The 16,341-nt window shown below is 60.2% G+C and carries 14 protein-coding genes and 1 pseudogene; 7 read left to right on the top strand and 8 right to left on the bottom strand.

Going from position 1 to position 16,341, the window contains the following annotated elements:
• Positions 1-93: 93 nt before the first annotated feature.
• Positions 94-1,464, bottom strand: coding sequence for an alpha-L-fucosidase (locus IEX75_RS17730; RefSeq protein ID WP_188796207.1), 1,371 nt, complete (start codon positions 1,462-1,464; stop codon positions 94-96).
• A 17-nt stretch (positions 1,465-1,481) separates the two neighbouring features.
• Positions 1,482-2,255, bottom strand: a complete 774-nt coding sequence (locus tag IEX75_RS17725) for an IclR family transcriptional regulator (RefSeq protein ID WP_188796205.1) — start codon at positions 2,253-2,255, stop codon at positions 1,482-1,484.
• A 193-nt stretch (positions 2,256-2,448) separates the two neighbouring features.
• On the opposite strand from IEX75_RS17725, the gene fucP reads away from it, so the two are divergent.
• From fucP to IEX75_RS17700, 5 genes are all read left to right on the top strand, one after another.
• The gene (gene fucP / locus IEX75_RS17720; protein ID WP_188796586.1) at positions 2,449-3,732 is read left to right on the top strand and encodes an L-fucose:H+ symporter permease; all 1,284 of its coding nucleotides are present in this window, start codon (positions 2,449-2,451) and stop codon (positions 3,730-3,732) included.
• Positions 3,732-4,091, top strand: coding sequence for an L-rhamnose mutarotase (locus IEX75_RS17715; protein WP_188796202.1), 360 nt, complete (start codon positions 3,732-3,734; stop codon positions 4,089-4,091). Before fucP ends, IEX75_RS17715 begins: the two co-directional genes overlap by 1 nt.
• 111 nt (positions 4,092-4,202) lie before the next feature.
• The gene (locus IEX75_RS17710; RefSeq protein ID WP_188796200.1) at positions 4,203-4,508 is read left to right on the top strand and encodes a hypothetical protein; all 306 of its coding nucleotides are present in this window, start codon (positions 4,203-4,205) and stop codon (positions 4,506-4,508) included.
• Positions 4,505-5,194: a nucleotidyl transferase AbiEii/AbiGii toxin family protein gene (locus IEX75_RS17705; RefSeq protein ID WP_188796198.1), complete on the top strand. Its 690-nt coding sequence runs from the start codon at positions 4,505-4,507 to the stop codon at positions 5,192-5,194. The genes IEX75_RS17710 and IEX75_RS17705 overlap by 4 nt, the downstream gene beginning before the upstream one ends.
• Before the next feature lie 33 nt (positions 5,195-5,227).
• Positions 5,228-5,851 carry an HAD hydrolase-like protein gene (locus IEX75_RS17700; protein WP_188796196.1) on the top strand — a complete coding sequence of 208 codons (624 nt, stop codon included), beginning with the start codon at positions 5,228-5,230 and terminating at the stop codon, positions 5,849-5,851.
• Positions 5,852-5,921: 70 nt separating this feature from the next.
• Here IEX75_RS17700 and IEX75_RS17695 read toward each other — a convergent pair whose 3' ends face one another.
• The 6 genes and pseudogenes from IEX75_RS17695 to IEX75_RS17670 form a co-directional block, all read right to left on the bottom strand.
• A complete protein-coding gene (locus IEX75_RS17695) occupies positions 5,922-7,124 on the bottom strand; it encodes an alpha-hydroxy acid oxidase (protein ID WP_188796194.1) in 1,203 nt (400 codons plus the stop codon).
• Entirely contained in the window at positions 7,121-8,440 is a 1,320-nt protein-coding gene (locus IEX75_RS17690; RefSeq protein WP_188796192.1) for an L-fuconate dehydratase, read from the bottom strand. Before IEX75_RS17690 ends, IEX75_RS17695 begins: the two co-directional genes overlap by 4 nt.
• 53 nt (positions 8,441-8,493) lie before the next feature.
• Positions 8,494-9,348 carry a fumarylacetoacetate hydrolase family protein gene (locus tag IEX75_RS17685; protein WP_188796190.1) on the bottom strand — a complete coding sequence of 285 codons (855 nt, stop codon included), beginning with the start codon at positions 9,346-9,348 and terminating at the stop codon, positions 8,494-8,496.
• 15 nt (positions 9,349-9,363) lie between these two features.
• Positions 9,364-10,110 (bottom strand): SDR family oxidoreductase, encoded by a 747-nt coding sequence (locus IEX75_RS17680; RefSeq protein ID WP_188796187.1) that lies wholly within the window; start codon positions 10,108-10,110, stop codon positions 9,364-9,366.
• A gap of 101 nt (positions 10,111-10,211) precedes the next feature.
• Positions 10,212-11,042, bottom strand: a pseudogene (locus IEX75_RS17675) (amidohydrolase family protein); the annotation flags it as partial.
• Positions 11,039-12,067 (bottom strand): aldo/keto reductase, encoded by a 1,029-nt coding sequence (locus tag IEX75_RS17670; protein WP_188796183.1) that lies wholly within the window; start codon positions 12,065-12,067, stop codon positions 11,039-11,041. The gene IEX75_RS17670 and the pseudogene IEX75_RS17675, both read right to left, overlap by 4 nt.
• Before the next feature lie 348 nt (positions 12,068-12,415).
• Here IEX75_RS17670 and IEX75_RS17665 point away from each other — a divergent pair, with 348 nt between their 5' ends.
• Both IEX75_RS17665 and IEX75_RS17660 read left to right on the top strand, forming a co-directional pair.
• Complete coding sequence (locus IEX75_RS17665) at positions 12,416-13,531, top strand: glucokinase (protein WP_188796182.1); 1,116 nt, start codon at positions 12,416-12,418, stop codon at positions 13,529-13,531.
• 70 nt (positions 13,532-13,601) lie between these two features.
• The gene (locus IEX75_RS17660) at positions 13,602-16,232 is read left to right on the top strand and encodes a TonB-dependent receptor (RefSeq protein ID WP_188796181.1); all 2,631 of its coding nucleotides are present in this window, start codon (positions 13,602-13,604) and stop codon (positions 16,230-16,232) included.
• Positions 16,233-16,341: the final 109 nt, after the last annotated feature.

The following is a 16,341-nucleotide window of genomic DNA, read 5'->3' as shown; positions in this document are numbered from 1 at the left end:
CGGGTCTTGGCGGAAACATGATCGTCGCCCCGGCATTGACCGGGGCGAGAGGTGACTGGCCGGAAGAGGGCGCAAGCCGTGTGCTTTCGAACCTCAGCGCGCTTGCCCCATGTCAAACAACTGAAACTCCCGAATTCGCGCGGTGCAAGCACTCGAAAGAATATTCAGCCGCACCTTCGACGCCGTTGTCGGCGTAAAGCGGTCGATCTTCATGTGACCAATGGCCTCGGCTTTTGCGATCGGCGTCCAACTGCCTTGCAGCCACGCTTCAATCGCATATTTCTGTACGCATTGCCCGTCGTTCAGCCATTCCATCGTCAACGCATGATCGAAGGTGACCGGTTGGGCAAAATCCACTTCGAGCGTGGCGTGACGGGAGCCTTCCGGGGCCGACCAGAACGTATCGGGATCGCCATCCAAGGCCGCGCCGGCATTCTGATCACCGGGCAGCGTGGCGAGATGACGCCGTGCCAGGTTCTTGTCCGCACCGTAGCGCGCCTGCAGTGCGTCGCCGAATTCTTTCAGCCGTTTTATATCGGCATCCGGCAGCAAGCCGTGACGATTCGGTGCCAGGCCGAGCATCAACTGGCCACCGCGGCCCACGCTGTTTTCCCAGATATCCATCAGCTCATCGACGCTCTTGAGTGTCTTGTCGCTATCCGGGTGCCAGAACCATTCCAGCTTGTGCAGGGGTGTATCTACTTCGACCGGACGCCAGCGCAGGTCGCCGTGGCGATCGATCACATTCCAGTTTTCGCCGCGAATATGGCCATCTTCCTGGCCTACCCAGCGAATATCGCCGTAGCCAAATAACGCGACGTCGGCAAACACCATGGTGTTTGGCTGATAGGTGCGCAGCTCTTCCATGTACTTCTTGAAATCGTAGACGTGCCCTGCGCTGCCGGCACCATCCAGCCACCACTCCACCAGCGGGCCGTAGCTTTGTACGAGCTCGTCCATCTCTGCCATGTAGAACTTGTCGTAGGCGGCCGGATCTTTGTAACGCGGTTCGTGGCGATCCCAAGGCGACAGATAGACGCCAAACTCCATGCCCTCCTTGCGCACGGCATCCTCCGTCATCTTCACCAGATCACCTTTGCCATCCAGCCACGGGCTGTTTTTCACCGAATAGTCGGTTTGTGCCGTGGGCCATAGCGCAAAACCATCATGGTGCTTGGCGACCAGCAGCAGGTATTTCGCACCGGCCGATTTGGCGGCACGCGCCCATTGATCCGGATCCACATGATCCGGATGGAAGACTTTCGGATCCGCCGTGCCATCACCCCATTCGCGATCGAGGAAGGTGTTGGTGCCGAAGTGCACGATCACGCCGAATTCCAGATCCTGCCAATGCGTCTGCTGCGGCGAAGGTTTGACGTCGGCAAAGTTCTGCGCCGCAGCGCTACCGGTGAACAGGATGGCGGCCATCGCGGCAGCCAGCAAAACGCTTCGGCGTATCAGCATGGTTTCAATACTCGTTTTCAGGTAGTGCGAGGGGAGCCGAACTGCAACGCTTCGGAAATCTCGCCGGTGGCGCGGAGCAGGGCCGCGATCACATCGTCCATGCTCTGCGAGGCGTTCTGCTGTTCGATATAGGGAATGGTCAGCGCGCACACGGCACTGCCGTGATGCAGCACTGGCGCAGAAAGGTCGGTGACGGCATCCACGATGTGGCTTCGTTCGCAGGCATAGCCGCGCGTGTGCAACTGGTTCACTAGGCGCATCAGCTTCTTGCGATCCAGTGCGGGCTCGAAGCGCTGGATCAGATCCAGCCAACGCTCACGCGTCTGTTCTTCCTGAAAGGCCAGCAGCACATGGCCGGAGGTGGATTGCGACATCGGGCGGCGATGTCCCACGCGCACGACCAGGGCCACTTCGCCGGGAGGATCCACGCGCGCCACCACCACGATCTGCTCGCCGGACGGCACCACCAGATGGCAGGCCTGGCCGCAGGCATCTGCCAGGTGATGCATCACCGGCATGGCCGTTTCGATAGCGCTTTTTACCGGTGGCTGCTCCATGCCTAAGCGAAACAGTCGCGGCGTGACCGAGTAGCCGACGTCGCCTTCGCCGCGTGCGATGTAGTCGCGTTCTTCCAACACCTGCAGCATGCGGAAGATTTCCCCACGGGAACGCCCCACACCTTCCGAGATTTCTGCAATGCTCAGCGGGCGGCTTGAGGCAGCCAGCAGTTCAAGGATATCCAGCCCCTTGTCGAGCGCCGGGGCGCGATATTTGGGCGTTTGAGTGGCCATGACTCTCCCCTTGTTCGATTTATTCACATCGCGCCATCTTGCCCAAAATCCACCCCATGTTGCAGCGCGACTTGTGCTATCTATGAATAACCATTTCATATTTGCACAAATGGGCAGGGTCGTCACCCCGGGGACCTGCCGCAATAGGTAGGAGAACCAGGTGGAAGCGCGAACCGTGACAGAAGACACCTCCATGCCGGCCGCCGATACGATGCATGCAGGCACAGGCCGCATCTGGCTGCCGCTGGTGCTGATCGTCAGCCTGTTCTTCCTGTGGGGCGGCGCCAACAATCTCAACGACGTGCTGATCGCGCAATTCAAGAAAGCCTTCGTGCTCAGCGATTTCGAGGCCGGGCTGGTCCAGAGCGCGTTCTACCTCGGCTATTTCCTGATCGCCATGCCGGCCGGCATGTATATGCGCCGCTTCGGCTACAAGAGCGCGGTGGTCTTCGGCCTCATGCTCTATGGCATCGGTGCGTTGTTGTTCTGGCCGGCGGCCGAAAAGGCCACCTACGGCATGTTCCTGTTCGCGCTGTTCGTGATCGCCAGCGGCCTGGCTTTTCTGGAAACCTCGGCCAATCCGTTCGTGACCTTGCTTGGTCCGCCGGAAACCGCCACGCGCCGGCTCAATCTGGCGCAGGCATTCAATCCGCTTGGCTCGATCGCGGGCATCCTGATCGGCCAGCACTTCATCTTTTCCGGCGTCGAACACACGCCGGAACAGCTGGCGGCGATGAGCGATGCGCAGCGTGTGGCGTACTACGTCAGCGAAACCAAGGCCGTGCAGTGGCCGTATCTGGTGATTGGCCTGGTGGTGTTGGGCTGGGCGGCGCTGATTCTTGCCACACGTTTTCCCAAAGCCGCTGCGCCGCGTGCCACTGCAACGCCGACTGCAGGCTCGGGCGTGATGGGCCGACTGCTGCGCGACAAGTTTTTCATCGGTGCCATGCTGGCGCAGTTCTTCTATGTTGGTGCGCAGGTGGGCGTATGGAGCTACACCATCCGCTACGTGCAGGCGACCATGCATGGCACGCCGGCCAAGTTGGCCGCGAATTTCCTCACCGCGGAGTTGGTGTGTTTCATGGTCGGCCGGTTCGCCGGCGCCGCCTTGATGAAATACGTGGCGCCGGTGCGTCTGCTGTTTGCGTTTGCGGCCATCAACGTCGTCCTTACCTTGTACGCGGTCGTGCATCCCGGCATTAGCGGTGCTTACGCGCTGGCAGCGTGCAGTTTCTTTATGTCGGTGATGTATCCGACCATCTTCGCTTTGGGTGTGGAGGGCCGCAGCGATGACGAACGCAAACTCGGCTCCGGTCTGCTGGTGATGACCATCATCGGTGGCGCGGTGCTCACGGCAATCATGGGCGCGGTCTCCGATCGTTCCAGCATGTCCGACGCGATGGTGGTGCCGGCTTGCAGCTTCGCCATCATCGCCTTGTTTGCCTGGCGCCGCCGCACCGTACGGAGTGCGATCTGATGCAGCGCTATTACTACGCCCTGGATCTCAGGGACGATGCCGCTGCCATCGCCGAGTACGAACGTTGGCATCGCCCAGGTGTGATCTGGCCGGAAATCGTGACGTCCATCCGCGCAGCAGGTATCGAGGAGATGGAAATCTTCCGCACCGGGAATCGTCTGGTGATGGCGGTCAAGATAGCGGATGACCACATGCCCTCCGCCAGGAGCGAATCTGACGCCGACGCCGACGCGAGGACGAAGGAGTGGGAGCAATTGATGGATCAATATCAGCAACGCTTGCCGTGGGCCGAGCCGGGGCAGAAATGGGTGATGATGGGGCGCATCTTTTCGCTGAAAGAAGCGCTAAAGGCGTTGTAAACCAATCAGTGCCTCGCAGGTCAAGTAACTCGCTGTTCCCAAAGCATTTTCTATTGACTCAATACCGCACCCCCTATAGGTTGGTTGCGTCAATCAGCGCGGCACACGCTTATGAATTCGCAGCACTGGCTCCGGCTTGCCGTCACACACCTCAATGTGCCGGTGGGAAACCTCCTCACGACGGACCAGCTAGCACTGGCCTTGCGTCAAGGTACGGTGGCTTCGCTGTCGAATAACCCCGATGCCGCGGCTTTGATCAGCAGTCTGTTCACCGAGCTATCGCCGCAGTTGATTCTTCATGCAGCAGCGGAAGCCAAGGCGGATCTCTTGCACGTCGAACAGCTTTATCAGGAGTCGCTGAGTGCCTCGATGCCTCGGGTGGCTGATTGGGAACACGCTGTCGAGCACATGCTGTGAGCCAGGTTTCCATCGAGGATATCGCCAGGTTTCGCGCCCAAGGCTCCTGGCGCGTGCTTGAGAGCATCGCCAAACGCATTGCAAAGGATGTTACGCAAAAAACTGGTCGGGATTTTCAGCCGCTTCTTGGTGGCGATACCAGGCTCATGCTCAGCTTGAACCATCGCATAAGCCATGACATCGATTTGTTTTTCACCGACGCACAGTGGATTGGCTACCTCACGCCACGCTTGAATGATTATGTTGAAGCGCTAGCCGGCGATTACGATGAAGCTGCCGATTATCTGAAGCTGCGCTTCCCCGAAGGGGAAATTGATTTCATTGTTCGGACACGGCTGTTGAATCTGCCGCCTGAATTCGAGCCAGACACGACATTCTCGCTTGACCCTATATCTGAAGTGCTGGCAAAGAAGTTGTTCTTTCGCGGGGCAACCTTGACGTCGCGTGATCTGTTCGACTGGTGGGCCATCGAAACCATGCGGCCAGGGTTGGTACCTGCCGTGGAAATGGGGAAGTTGCTGCGAACTCGCGCAGACGGTATCCACCTTGCGCTCGATAGCATCGAGAAGTCGTCGCGGTCGATGAAAGCTTGGAGCGCCATCCTTTCACCTTCCATTCCCGACTTCGGTAGCTCGATCAAATGGGCCAAAACACAACTGGACATCTATCTGGCAGCATCTCGGTGAATGCGTGTAGCTGTGCTCGTGTACTCTTTGGTCATGACCATCAAGCTCGCCATTTTCGATTTTGACGGCACGCTGGCCGACAGCTATGCCGTGTTTGCCGATTCCGTCAACGTGCTGGCAGGCCGGCATGGTTTTCGGCAGGTGCAGTGGGACGAACAGCACAAGCTGCGCGGGATGAGCGCCAGCGAATTGCTGCGCGAGCTGCGTTTGCCGCCGTGGAAAGTCCCGGCGGTGATGGCGGATTTTCGCAACATCCTGCAGCGGCACATTCACGACATTCATCCTTTTCCCGGTGTGGTTGATGCCTTGCATGCGCTGCTGGACAAGCACATGCCGTTGGCGCTGGCTACGTCCAATACGCTGCAAAACGTCACGACCGTTCTGGGCGATGCGCTGATCGGCCGTTTCGTCATGGTCGAGTGCGGTACCAGCTTGTTCGGCAAATCGCACCGCTTGCGTCGCATTCTTAAGCACACGCGCGTGGCCAACACGGAAGCGATCTATGTGGGCGATGAAATTCGCGATGCCGAAGCGGCCAACGACGCAGGCATGATGTTCGGTGCCGTGGCTTGGGGCTACACCACGATGGAAGCCTTGTTGCGTACCAGGCCTGGGCGGCTATTTCGGATGCCGGCGGATATGCTTGAGCTTGGCTAACCAGGTCGGGGTGCAAGCCCCAACATCCCGCTCTATGCAGGCATGGCAATGTTGGGGTTTGCACCCCAACCTACGTACGGCACGGAACGCCGGTATCCTCGATGTTGACGATATTGAGCAAACCATCCCCAGGCTTGCGCCAGATGATGTCTGGCGTAATACGCCGCACATCGGTCTGCCCGGTCAGCGCCATGCTCACGCTCAACTCTTTACGAATCAGCTCGATGGTCTTGCTTACGCCAGCTTCGCCCATCGCACCCAGGCCATAAAGAAACGCCTTGCCGATCAATCCGGCATGCGCGCCGTAAGCAAGCGCCTTGAGCAAATCCTGCCCGCTCTGGATACCGCTGTCGAACAGCACCTGCATGCGATCGCCCACGGCCTGTACGATGGACGGCAGCACATCGATCGTTGCGGGGGCACCGTCCAGCTGGCGTCCGCCGTGATTGGACACGACGATGGCATCAACACCGAGCGATGCCGCCACACGCGCATCACGCGGATCGAGAATGCCTTTGATGATCAGCTTGCCGGGCCAGATCTCGCGAATCCATTCCAGGTCTTTCCACTCGAGCGTAGGGTCGAATTGGTTGGCGATCCATTGCGCCAACGTCGTGAGGCTGTCGGTGTTCTGGATACGGCCTTGCAGGTTGCCGAAGGAGCGGCTCGGTGCACGCAGCATGCTCCATGCCCAACGTGGCTTGCTGGCCATGTCGAAGATGTTGCGCAAGGTGATCCTGGGCGGTACCGACAGGCCGTTCTTGATTTCGCGATGACGCTGGCCCTGCACGGTGAGATCGGCGGTGAGCATCAGCGCGGAACATCCCGCGTCCTTGGCGCGCTGGATCAGGTCACGGGTGAAGCCGCGGTCGCGCATCACGTAGACCTGGAACCAGAACGGCTTTTCCACCGCAGCACGCACCTGCTCGATCGAGCAGATCGACATGGTGCTCAGGCAGAAGGGGATGCCGGCTTTCTCGGCCGCACGCGCACCGAGGATTTCACCGCCACCGTGTTGCAGCCCGGTGAGTCCGGTGGGAGCGATCGCCAGTGGCATCGATACCGGCTGGCCGATGATGTCAGTGGCCAGCGAACGGTTATCGACATTGCTCATCACCCGTTGCCGAAAGGCGATACGTTCGAACGCAGCACGGTTGGTGCGCAGCGTGACTTCATCGTATGAGCCGCGATCGGCGTATTCGAAGAAGGCACGCGGCACGCGGCGCCTAGCGAGTTCGCGCAGATCGGCAACGTTGGTGATCGGTGTTGTCATGGGGCAGTCGCAGCGTCCAGCGATTCACACCAGACAGGGCCATCCGGAAAACGATACTGCGCCAGTGTCTCGGTATGCATCTGCGCGGAAAAGCCCGGTGCGGAAGGCGCTATATAACACCCGTTGCGGATCATGACCGGGTCAACGAAATGCTGGTGCAGATGATCGACGAATTCGATGGCGCGATCCTCCTTCTTGCCGGTGATCGCCACGAAATCGGCCATCGCCAGGTGCTGCACCAGCTCGCACAGGCCGACACCGCCGGCATGCGGATACACGCGTACGCCGAACTTGGCCGCCAGCAGCAGAATCGCCAGGTTTTCGTTCACGCCGCCCACGCGCGCCGCATCGATCTGCACCAGATCCACCGCACCAGCCTGGAACAACTGCTTGAAGATCACACGATTCTGCGTGTGCTCGCCGGTCGAAATCGGCACGGGCGCCACGGCGCGGCGGATGGTGGCGTGACCGAGCACGTCGTCCGGACTGGTGGGTTCTTCCACCCACTCCAGGCCCACATCCGACAGCCGGCGCAGCCAGGCGATGGCATCGGGCACGTTCCAACGCTGGTTCGCGTCGACGGCAATAGCGATATCCGGCCCCACCGTAGCGCGCGCGAGATGGCAGCGGCGCACGTCGTCTTCCACGTTCATGCCCACCTTGAGCTTGATGGTGCGAAAGCCCGCGGCAACAGCTTCGCGCGCCAGGCGCTGCATTTTTTCGTCGGAATAGCCGAGCCATCCGGGCGAGGTGGTGTAGGCGGGGTAGCCTTCCGCCAGCAATTGCTCGATGCGTTTGGTTTTGCCGGGCGCGGCGGCGTACAGCATGGTGAGTGCTTCTTCCGGCGTCAGTGCGTCGGTGAGATAGCGAAAATCGATGGTCGCGACGAGTTGCTCCGGCGTCATGTCGGCGATGAAGCGCCACAGCGGCTTGCCTGCCACGCGCGCGGCAAGATCCCACGCCGCATTGACCACGGCACCGATCGCCATGTGCATCACGCCTTTTTCAGGGCCTAGCCAGCGTAGTTGCGAGTCGCCAACCATGCGCATCGAAAAGCCGCCGAGGTCGTTGATAACGTCGTGCAGGTCAAGACCGACGACATGATCAGCCAGCGCATCGATCGCCGCCTTCTGCACGTCGTTGCCGCGGCCGATGGTGAAAGCCAGGCCATAGCCAGCCAGGCCGGGCTGATCCGTGCGCATGACGACGTACGCCGCGGAATAGTCCGGATCGGGGTTCATGGCATCCGAGCCGTCCAGTTCGCGCGAAGTAGGAAAGCGAACGTCGTAAGTATCCAGCGCCGTGATCTTGGTCATCGAGTGGCTGTCCTTGCATCCAGTAAGTGTGGGTTGGGTGCGGTCACGCAATGTCATCGGTCATTCGGATGCGCGTGGACGCGCTGGCGTTGCGTGCCGAGTCCGTCGATGCCCAGTTCGATCACGTCGCCGGGGCGCAGGTATACCGGCGGCTTCAGGCCCAGGCCAACACCCGAAGGGGTACCTGTGCTGATCACGTCACCGGGCAGCAGCGTCATGTAACGGCTGATGTAGCTCACCAATTGCGCCACGCCGAAAATCATCGTGCGCGTGTTGCCGTTCTGGTAGCGATGCCCGTTCACCTCCAGCCAAAGGTCGAGGTTTTGTGGATCGGGCACGTCGTCGGTGGTGACCAGCCACGGGCCGATCGGGCCGAAGGTGTCGCAGCTTTTGCCTTTCACCCACTGGCCACCGTGTTCGAGCTGGAACTCGCGCTCGGAAAGATCGTTCACCACCACGTAGCCGGCCACGTGCGCCAATGCGTTCTCCACGCTGACGCTGCGTGCGGTCTCGCCGATCACCACGCCCAGTTCAACCTCCCAGTCGGTTTTCACCGAGCGGTGCGGAATGATCACGTCGTCGTTGGGACCGTTGAGGGCGCTGGTGGCCTTCATGAAGAGAATCGGCTGTTCCGGAATCGGCGCGCCGGTTTCCGCCGCGTGCTCGCTGTAATTCAAACCCACGCAGATGAACTTGCTCACATGCGACACCGGCGCGCCGTAGCGCTGTTCACCGGCGACCAGCGGCAAGCTTTGCGGATCGATCGCGGCAAGGCGTGCGCGGCCTTCGCGGCCGAGCACTTGCGCATCGATGTCAGTGACAACGGCAGACAGATCGCGCAGCGCGCCGTCTTTGTCGATAAGGCCGGGCTTTTCCTTACCGGCCGTGCCATAGCGTACGAGTTTCATGGCGTTTCTCTTGAATCAGTTGGACCAGCCGCCGTCCACGATGTGCACGGTGCCGGTAGTGAAAGACGATTCGTCGGAGGCGAGATACAACGCCAACGCGGCGATTTCTTCGGGTTCGCCGAGGCGGCCCATCGGCTGGCGCTGAACGAAGCTGCGCCAGTTGGTATCTTCATCGCCAGCCAGTGCGCGTACGCGATCGCCCAGCGATGGCGTTTTCACCGTGCCGGGGCAGATCGCATTGCAGCGCACCCCGCGCGTGACGTAATCCGCGGCAATCGAGCGGGTAAGGCCGATCACGGCTGCTTTCGTGGCGGTGTACGCGAAGCGATTCGGCACGCCCTTGATGCTGGAAGCCACCGAAGACATGTTGATGATGCTGCCCTTGCTGCGCTCAAGCATGCTGGGCAGCACGGCTTTGCACAGGTGGAACATGCTGTCGACGTTGATCGCAAACGAGCGGCGCCAGCTCGCATCGTCGGTGTCCAGGATGGTGCCCGCGTGCACGTAGCCGGCGCAATTGAACAGTACGTCGAAGGGTGCGCTGTCGCCGACCAGCTTCTGGATTTGTTCCGGTTGCGTCACGTCGAGTGTGCGGGTGGTGATCGACGAATGCTCGGCGGCAAGGCTGGCCAGTGCATCGGCGTTGATGTCGGTCGCCAGCACCTTTGCACCTTCCTTGGCGAAGGCGAGGGCGGTGGCGTGGCCGATGCCGGCGCCTGCGGCGGTGATCAATGCGTATTTGCCTGAGAGGCGGCCGCTCATGAGTTTTTCTCCTTGTTTTGATTCGCGAGCAAAGTCGCTGGGTCCCGGCTTTCGCCGGGACGACGATTCAAGGTTTTTTCGTGAGATGTAAGATCGATATCCAGCGCATAAAAACGCACGGCATTCGCGGCGAAGACCTCCGCCTGCGATCCGCTGGCGTAGCGCTCGGCCAAGATCATGGCGACGTGCAACCAATGCGCGTAATCGGCGCGCGTGGTCAACACCGGCCAGTCGCTGCCCCACATCAGGCGTTCGCGACCGAAGTGCGAGAACAGGTCGGCAACATAGGGCTCGATGGCATCTTCATGCACCGGCTCGCCAAGCAGCGTAAGCAGGCCGGAAAGCTTGCAATGCAACTGCGGATGCTGGGACAACTCATCGATCCAGCACGTCCATTGATCGAAGCGCCCATCACCGATCGCCGGCTTGCCGGCATGATCGAGCACGACGTTCAACTGCGGGTGTCGTTGCAGCCTGCGCAACAGGGCAGGGAGGTGGCGCATGTCGACCAGTGCATCGAAGCTGAGGCCCGCATCCTGGATGCAGTCGAAGGCGCGATCGAGCGAGGGTCTGGCCAGCCAGTCCGGATCGGCGAGGTCCTGCGCCATCGGGCGCAATCCGCGCAAGAGACCTTTGCCGTCGTGAATCAGCGCATCGATATGCGCGCCCACGTCGTTCGCTTCCATATCGACCCAGCCGACCACGCCCACGATGCCAGGATCTTGGTGCGCGAGATCGAACAGATAGCGCGTTTCTTCTTCGGTAGGCGCCGCCTGGATCAATACGCTGAATTGCACGCCCGCCGCGGCACGCTGTGCACAAAGATCGCGCGGCAGAAATGCCCGTTGCAGCATCGCCGGTGCCTGCCCGAGCCAGCCGTAATCGCCGCGGGCAGGCTGCCAGTAATGCTGATGGGCGTCGACGATGATCATGGCGTCGGCACGCTCTCCTGCAACAGGCCGGCGTCGCGCAACGTGCGCCATGCCTCGGCTGGAATGGAAGCTTGCATGCGTGCAGCAGCCTGGTCGACTTCTTCGATCGAGCGCAATCCGCATACCACGCTCGCTACGGCTGGATGTGCCAGCGGAAACTGCAAGGCCGCGGCGCCCACGTCGGTATGCGTGCGCGCGAGCACATCGTAGAAACGTTGCGCGCGCGCCACGACCACATCATCGGCAAGCGCATAGTTGTAGAACTTGCCCGGGCCTTGCGCGCCGCCAAGCAGGCCGGAGTTGTAGGGCCCTGCTGCCAGTACCGCCACGCCGCGTGCTTGCGCTTGCGCCATCACGTTCTGGCTGTCTTGCTGCTCGAACAAGGTGTAGCGCCCGGCCAGCATGATCACGTCGAGCGGAAAGCGCGGCATCACCTCCAGGCACACCGCTTCTTCGTTCACGCCGATGCCGATCGCACTGCATGCGCCTTGCGTGCGCAATTCCGCCATCGCCGGCAATGCTTCTTCCAGCGCCTGGCGCAGGATGGCAGCGTGGTGTTCGCCATGCGTGAGTGCACCGACGTCATGCAGCAGCAGCACGTCGATGTGATCCGTGCCCAGACGTTGCAGGCTTGCTTCGAAAGAACGCAGCACGCCGTCGCGGCTGTAATCGAAGCGTGCGCGGTGGCCATCGACGATAAAACCATCGGTATGGCTGGTCTGTTGTGCATCGTCTTCGATCAGGCGTCCCACCTTGGTCGACAAGGTGAAGCTTTCGCGTGGCACGCCGCGCAATGCCGCGCCTAGCCTGCTTTCGCTCAGGCCGTAGCCGTAGTAGGGCGCGGTATCGAAGTGCCGGATACCGCGTTGCCAGGCATGCGTGATGGTGGCGGCGGCAGAAGCATCGTCCACCGATGCGTACAGATTGCCGACCGGTGCGCCGCCAAACGACAGCTGTGAAGCCAGCCATGCAGGTTTCCGAGTGCTGGCTTGATCCAGATCCGGCTTGGTCGTTGATGCCGCCATTCGTCCTCACGATGACTTGCTGGACCACCCCACGGCGAGGCGATTTTCCTGCCTGGCCGTGCCCTTATCCGCCCATCATCGCGCATCTCTTTTGCTGTGTATATATAAACAATGGATTCATATGTGCCGAACTTGTCCTGGTGAGCCAATCGAAAAAAGTTGTTGCAATTGGATTTCGCTCGATCTAAAACATATATGAAATTCCATTTTGCTAATGAACATGCAACGGGTGAGGGGTCGCCAGGCGTGTTCAAGCGGGAAGCGGGAGAAGGGCCGTCCTATGCGATTTCCGAGAGAAAGGCGGGGTAAAAGCGCCGTCCTGGCACGTGGCTGCGAGGGTTGATCAAGATGGCCGCGACCGCGCTATTGCCGGCTTCACCGACCAACGAGCAGGTGGTTTTGCGCCGTGCGGCATCCGCAAATAACTGCGATGGCAGTTTTCTAGCCGCCGATATCGGCGGTACTCACGCCCGGCTCGCCTTGATGACGCGAGCCCCCGGCCAATTGCCGCACATGGCCGCATACCGCAGCTATTCCTGTGCGGATCACCCGCATCTGGAAGACATCATCCGTTGCTTCTGTTTCGAGCTCGACGTGCAACCGCGCGAGCTGGTGCTCGCTTGCGCCGGCTACGTGCATGCCGGTTCGGTGATCAACAAGAACCTCGCCTGGCCGGTGCTGTTGCAGCGGATGAAGGAGCAACTGCGCTTCGATCACGTCTGGTTTCTCAACGATCTGCAGGCGCTTGCTTATGCCGTCGGCCATGGCGCTGCGAATGATGCCGCCGTGCTGAAAGCGCCGACGGCGCACAACGCTCATGCCGGTCCGGTGGTCGTTGTGGGGCCAGGTACTGGCCTGGGTGCAGCCGTATGGCTGCCGGGAAAGCCTTCGCGTGTCATCGCCACCGAAGCAGGCCATACGCAACTGGCTGTGCGCATCGGCTGGGAGCAACGCGTATTGGCGCATCTTGCACAGCCGGATGCGCATGTCTCGTACGAGATGGTGCTGTCAGGCCCAGGCCTGCATCGCATCTACACCGCCCTGTGCGCCATCCATGATCGCTATCCCTCGTTGCATCAGCCATCTGCGGTAACCGCCGCCGCCATCGCCGGTGGCGACGAGATGGCGCACGAAGCGCTCACTTTGTTCTGTGGCTGGCTTGGTTCGTTCGCGGCGGACCTTGCCATGCTCTACGGCGCCACCGGCGGTATTTATCTCGCCGGTGGTTTTCTTTTTCAGATGACCGAATTTCTGCGCAGCAGCCCCTTGCTCGAGCGCTTTCTCGACAAGGGCGTGATGCGTCCGTTTTTGCAAAACATTCCGATTCGCGTGATGCACCACAGTCATCACGGCGTGATGGGCGCAGCCGGTTGGCACGTCGACACGCATAGCGATGCTCGTACGGGAGACGAGCGCGCAGCCTGCATCGATCGTAACGGTGCAGTTTTCACACCAGGCCGCTGAGAGCATTTCGGGGGCACTCGAACGCCTGGATCAACAAGCAGAAGTACTTAAGCTCGGGGAGAGTAAAGGTATGGCATTTCGCAGGTCGGTTTTGACCTTAAGCATTCTTTGTGGGTTGAGTGTTGGACTTCATGCGCAGGATGCGGCCCAGAACACCCATGACAATACGTCGTCGCAGCAGCAGGGCCAGAAAAGAGACACCAAGACGCTGCAGACGGTAACCGTCACCAGTTATCGCGGGAGCCTGGACAAGGCGCTGAACATCAAGCGTGAAGCGGGCGCCATCGTGGACGCCATCAGTGCGGTGGATATCGGCAAGTTTCCCGATACCAATGCCGCCGAATCGCTGGCGCACTTGCCGGGCATCACGGTGGACCGCCAGTTCGGCGAAGGCGAAAAAGTAAGCATCAACGGCACCGATCCGGCGCTGAACCGCGTACTGCTCAACGGGCAGACCATCGCTTCCGGCGACTGGGGCGGCAATCCGACCGACACCAGCGGACGCACCTTCAACTACACACTGCTGTCGCCGGAAATCATCGACACGATGGAGGTGTACAAGTCGCCGGAAGCGCGCATCGACGAAGGCAGCATTGGCGGCACGGTGATCATCAAGACCCGCAAGCCGCTGGACTTGCCGGCCAACACGCTACGCGGCTCGGCGGGCTACAACTACAACGACCGTTCGGGGCAGGGCAATCCACGTGGGTCGGTGCTGTATAGCTGGAAAAACAGCAGCGATACCTTCGGGGCGTTGGTCTCGGTCACGCATGACAAGGAAAACCTCTCGCGCGCCGGTATCGAGTTCTTCGGCTACACCACCGGCAGTGGTATTCCCAGCACGGCTGCCGTCACCGGCAGCGGCAACGTGGCGACGGCCAAGTTGCCGGTGGGCATCAATAGCTCGTACTTCCAGCAGACGCGCGAGCGCAATGGCCTGCAGACAGCGTTGGAGTGGCGGCCGAACGACAAGAACGAATTCAACCTCACCGGCCTTTACATCAAGGGCACGTACAACAACTACAGCGAGTCGGAATACGTATGCCCCGGCTGTGGCGATCTCAACAAGATCACGGCGCTCAACGTGAACAATGGCTACATCACGTCGGCAACCGTTTCCCCCAACACCGGCAACGGCCAGCCGTACGCTGAGCTGGACGCGAACTATCGCGTCACCCATGTCGATACCAAGAGCCTAAATCTCAAGCACGACTACTACGGCGACAAGTGGACCTTCGAAAGCCAGCTGGGCTACACCAGCGCCAGCGGCGGCAAGGATCCCGAGTACCTGATGAAGTATTTGCTGCAATCAGGCGGCTACGACTTTGCCTATAACGGCGTGAACACGGCCGTCAATTACGACAATGCGAGTGCCAGCAATTGGGGCCTGAAGTCCGGACAGCAGGCCGGCGGCATTTACTACGAGAAAACGGGCGATCGCGAAAAGTATGCGCAGTTCGATGCCACACGCGACCTGGATTGGGGTCCGATCAACGAGGTGCTGCTGGGCGCCAAGTATCTTGATCACGACAACAACACGAACGCCTACGGCAACTCGATCTACGCCACCAGCGACATTCTGCTGACCCAATTCAATCCAGGCGGCACGCCCAACGGCCTGTTCGAGGGTCTTGGCGCCAGCGGCAATCTCACTAACTGGTATACCGCCGATCTCGGCGACGTACAGAGCTATCTGAAGTCACTGCCGCAAGGCGCGTATCACATCGATTACGGTTCATCGTTCAACGTGAAGGAAGTGACCAAGGATCTGTATGCGCAGCTCAACTTCAAGAGCGACATCGGACTGCGCGGCAACTTCGGCGTGCGCTACATCGACACCAGGGATACCTCGTACTACTGGAACAGCATCAATGGCGGCAGCACTTATTCGCCTGCCACCACCGCTTCCTCGTTCAAGCGGCCGTTGCCCAGCTTCAACCTGATCTATGATCTGGATAGTGACAAGATCTTGCGCTTCTCCGCATCCAAGGTCATCGCACGTCCGCGTTATTCCGATCTGGCCGGCGCCTACAGCATCGACGACAGCCAGCACACGGCAAGCGGTGGCAATCCGAACTTGCGGCCTTACCAGTCGACCAACTTCGATTTCTCCGCTGAATGGTATTTCGCGCCGACCAGCCTGCTCTCGAGCGAGTTTTTCTATCGCCACATCGGCACCTACATCATCACCAAAACCGCCGACCAGCAGTTGTATGACGTGACCACCGGCCAGACGGCGACTTACAGCGTGAGCACGCCGATCAACGCAGCCAATGCGGATGTTCGCGGCATCTCGCTGCTGTACCAGCAAGAGCTCGGCCTGGGCTTCGGCGTGCAGACCAACTTTACCTATGCGCATGCCAACACCACCAACGGCTACAACATGCCGTATCTGTCGCGAGACACGATCAACGTCATCCCGTACTACGAGCATGGTCCGTGGTCGGCGCGCCTCAACTACAGCCGCCGCTCGGCCTACTTCACCCAGATCGGTCGTCTGGATTCGGAAGTATTTGCCGATGCGTACAAGGAACTTGATTTCACGCTTGGCTACCAGGTCAACAACTGGATGGGTGTGACGGCCAGCGCCACCAACCTGCTGGATTCCACCTACTACTGGTACAACGGCGTGAAGTACGCGCCGATCGGCATGTACAAGAACGGTCGCACGTTCTCGCTGGGGGTGAACTTCAAGCTTTAAGTTTTCGCAGTACCGATCGCGGACAGCTATCTTCCCCTTACTGCCGCGATCGGTTTTTTTTATTCCAGCTCCCTGTCCCTTCCGGGACATGGATGCTTTAAAGGAACTT

Origin of the sequence: Dyella nitratireducens, from assembly GCF_014642835.1 — a bacterium.
GTDB classification, from domain to species: domain Bacteria; phylum Pseudomonadota; class Gammaproteobacteria; order Xanthomonadales; family Rhodanobacteraceae; genus Dyella_B; species Dyella_B nitratireducens.
The sequence above is the reverse complement of the archived record's forward strand: the minus strand, read 5'-3'. Positions and strand labels throughout refer to the sequence as shown.

Bases quoted from the DNA above. Each gene is read 5' to 3' on its own strand.
- IEX75_RS17730 (WP_188796207.1), bottom strand. From the start codon at position 1,464: ATGCTGATACGCCGAAGCGTTTTGCTGGCTGCCGCGATGGCCGCCATC.
- IEX75_RS17725 (WP_188796205.1), bottom strand. From the start codon at position 2,255: ATGGCCACTCAAACGCCCAAATATCGCGCCCCGGCGCTCGACAAGGGG.
- fucP (WP_188796586.1), top strand. From the start codon at position 2,449: ATGCCGGCCGCCGATACGATGCATGCAGGCACAGGCCGCATCTGGCTG.
- IEX75_RS17715 (WP_188796202.1), top strand. From the start codon at position 3,732: ATGCAGCGCTATTACTACGCCCTGGATCTCAGGGACGATGCCGCTGCC.
- IEX75_RS17710 (WP_188796200.1), top strand. From the start codon at position 4,203: ATGAATTCGCAGCACTGGCTCCGGCTTGCCGTCACACACCTCAATGTG.
- IEX75_RS17700 (WP_188796196.1), top strand. From the start codon at position 5,228: ATGACCATCAAGCTCGCCATTTTCGATTTTGACGGCACGCTGGCCGAC.
- IEX75_RS17695 (WP_188796194.1), bottom strand. From the start codon at position 7,124: ATGACAACACCGATCACCAACGTTGCCGATCTGCGCGAACTCGCTAGG.
- IEX75_RS17690 (WP_188796192.1), bottom strand. From the start codon at position 8,440: ATGACCAAGATCACGGCGCTGGATACTTACGACGTTCGCTTTCCTACT.
- IEX75_RS17685 (WP_188796190.1), bottom strand. From the start codon at position 9,348: ATGAAACTCGTACGCTATGGCACGGCCGGTAAGGAAAAGCCCGGCCTT.
- IEX75_RS17680 (WP_188796187.1), bottom strand. From the start codon at position 10,110: ATGAGCGGCCGCCTCTCAGGCAAATACGCATTGATCACCGCCGCAGGC.
- IEX75_RS17670 (WP_188796183.1), bottom strand. From the start codon at position 12,067: ATGGCGGCATCAACGACCAAGCCGGATCTGGATCAAGCCAGCACTCGG.
- IEX75_RS17665 (WP_188796182.1), top strand. From the start codon at position 12,416: ATGGCCGCGACCGCGCTATTGCCGGCTTCACCGACCAACGAGCAGGTG.
- IEX75_RS17660 (WP_188796181.1), top strand. From the start codon at position 13,602: ATGGCATTTCGCAGGTCGGTTTTGACCTTAAGCATTCTTTGTGGGTTG.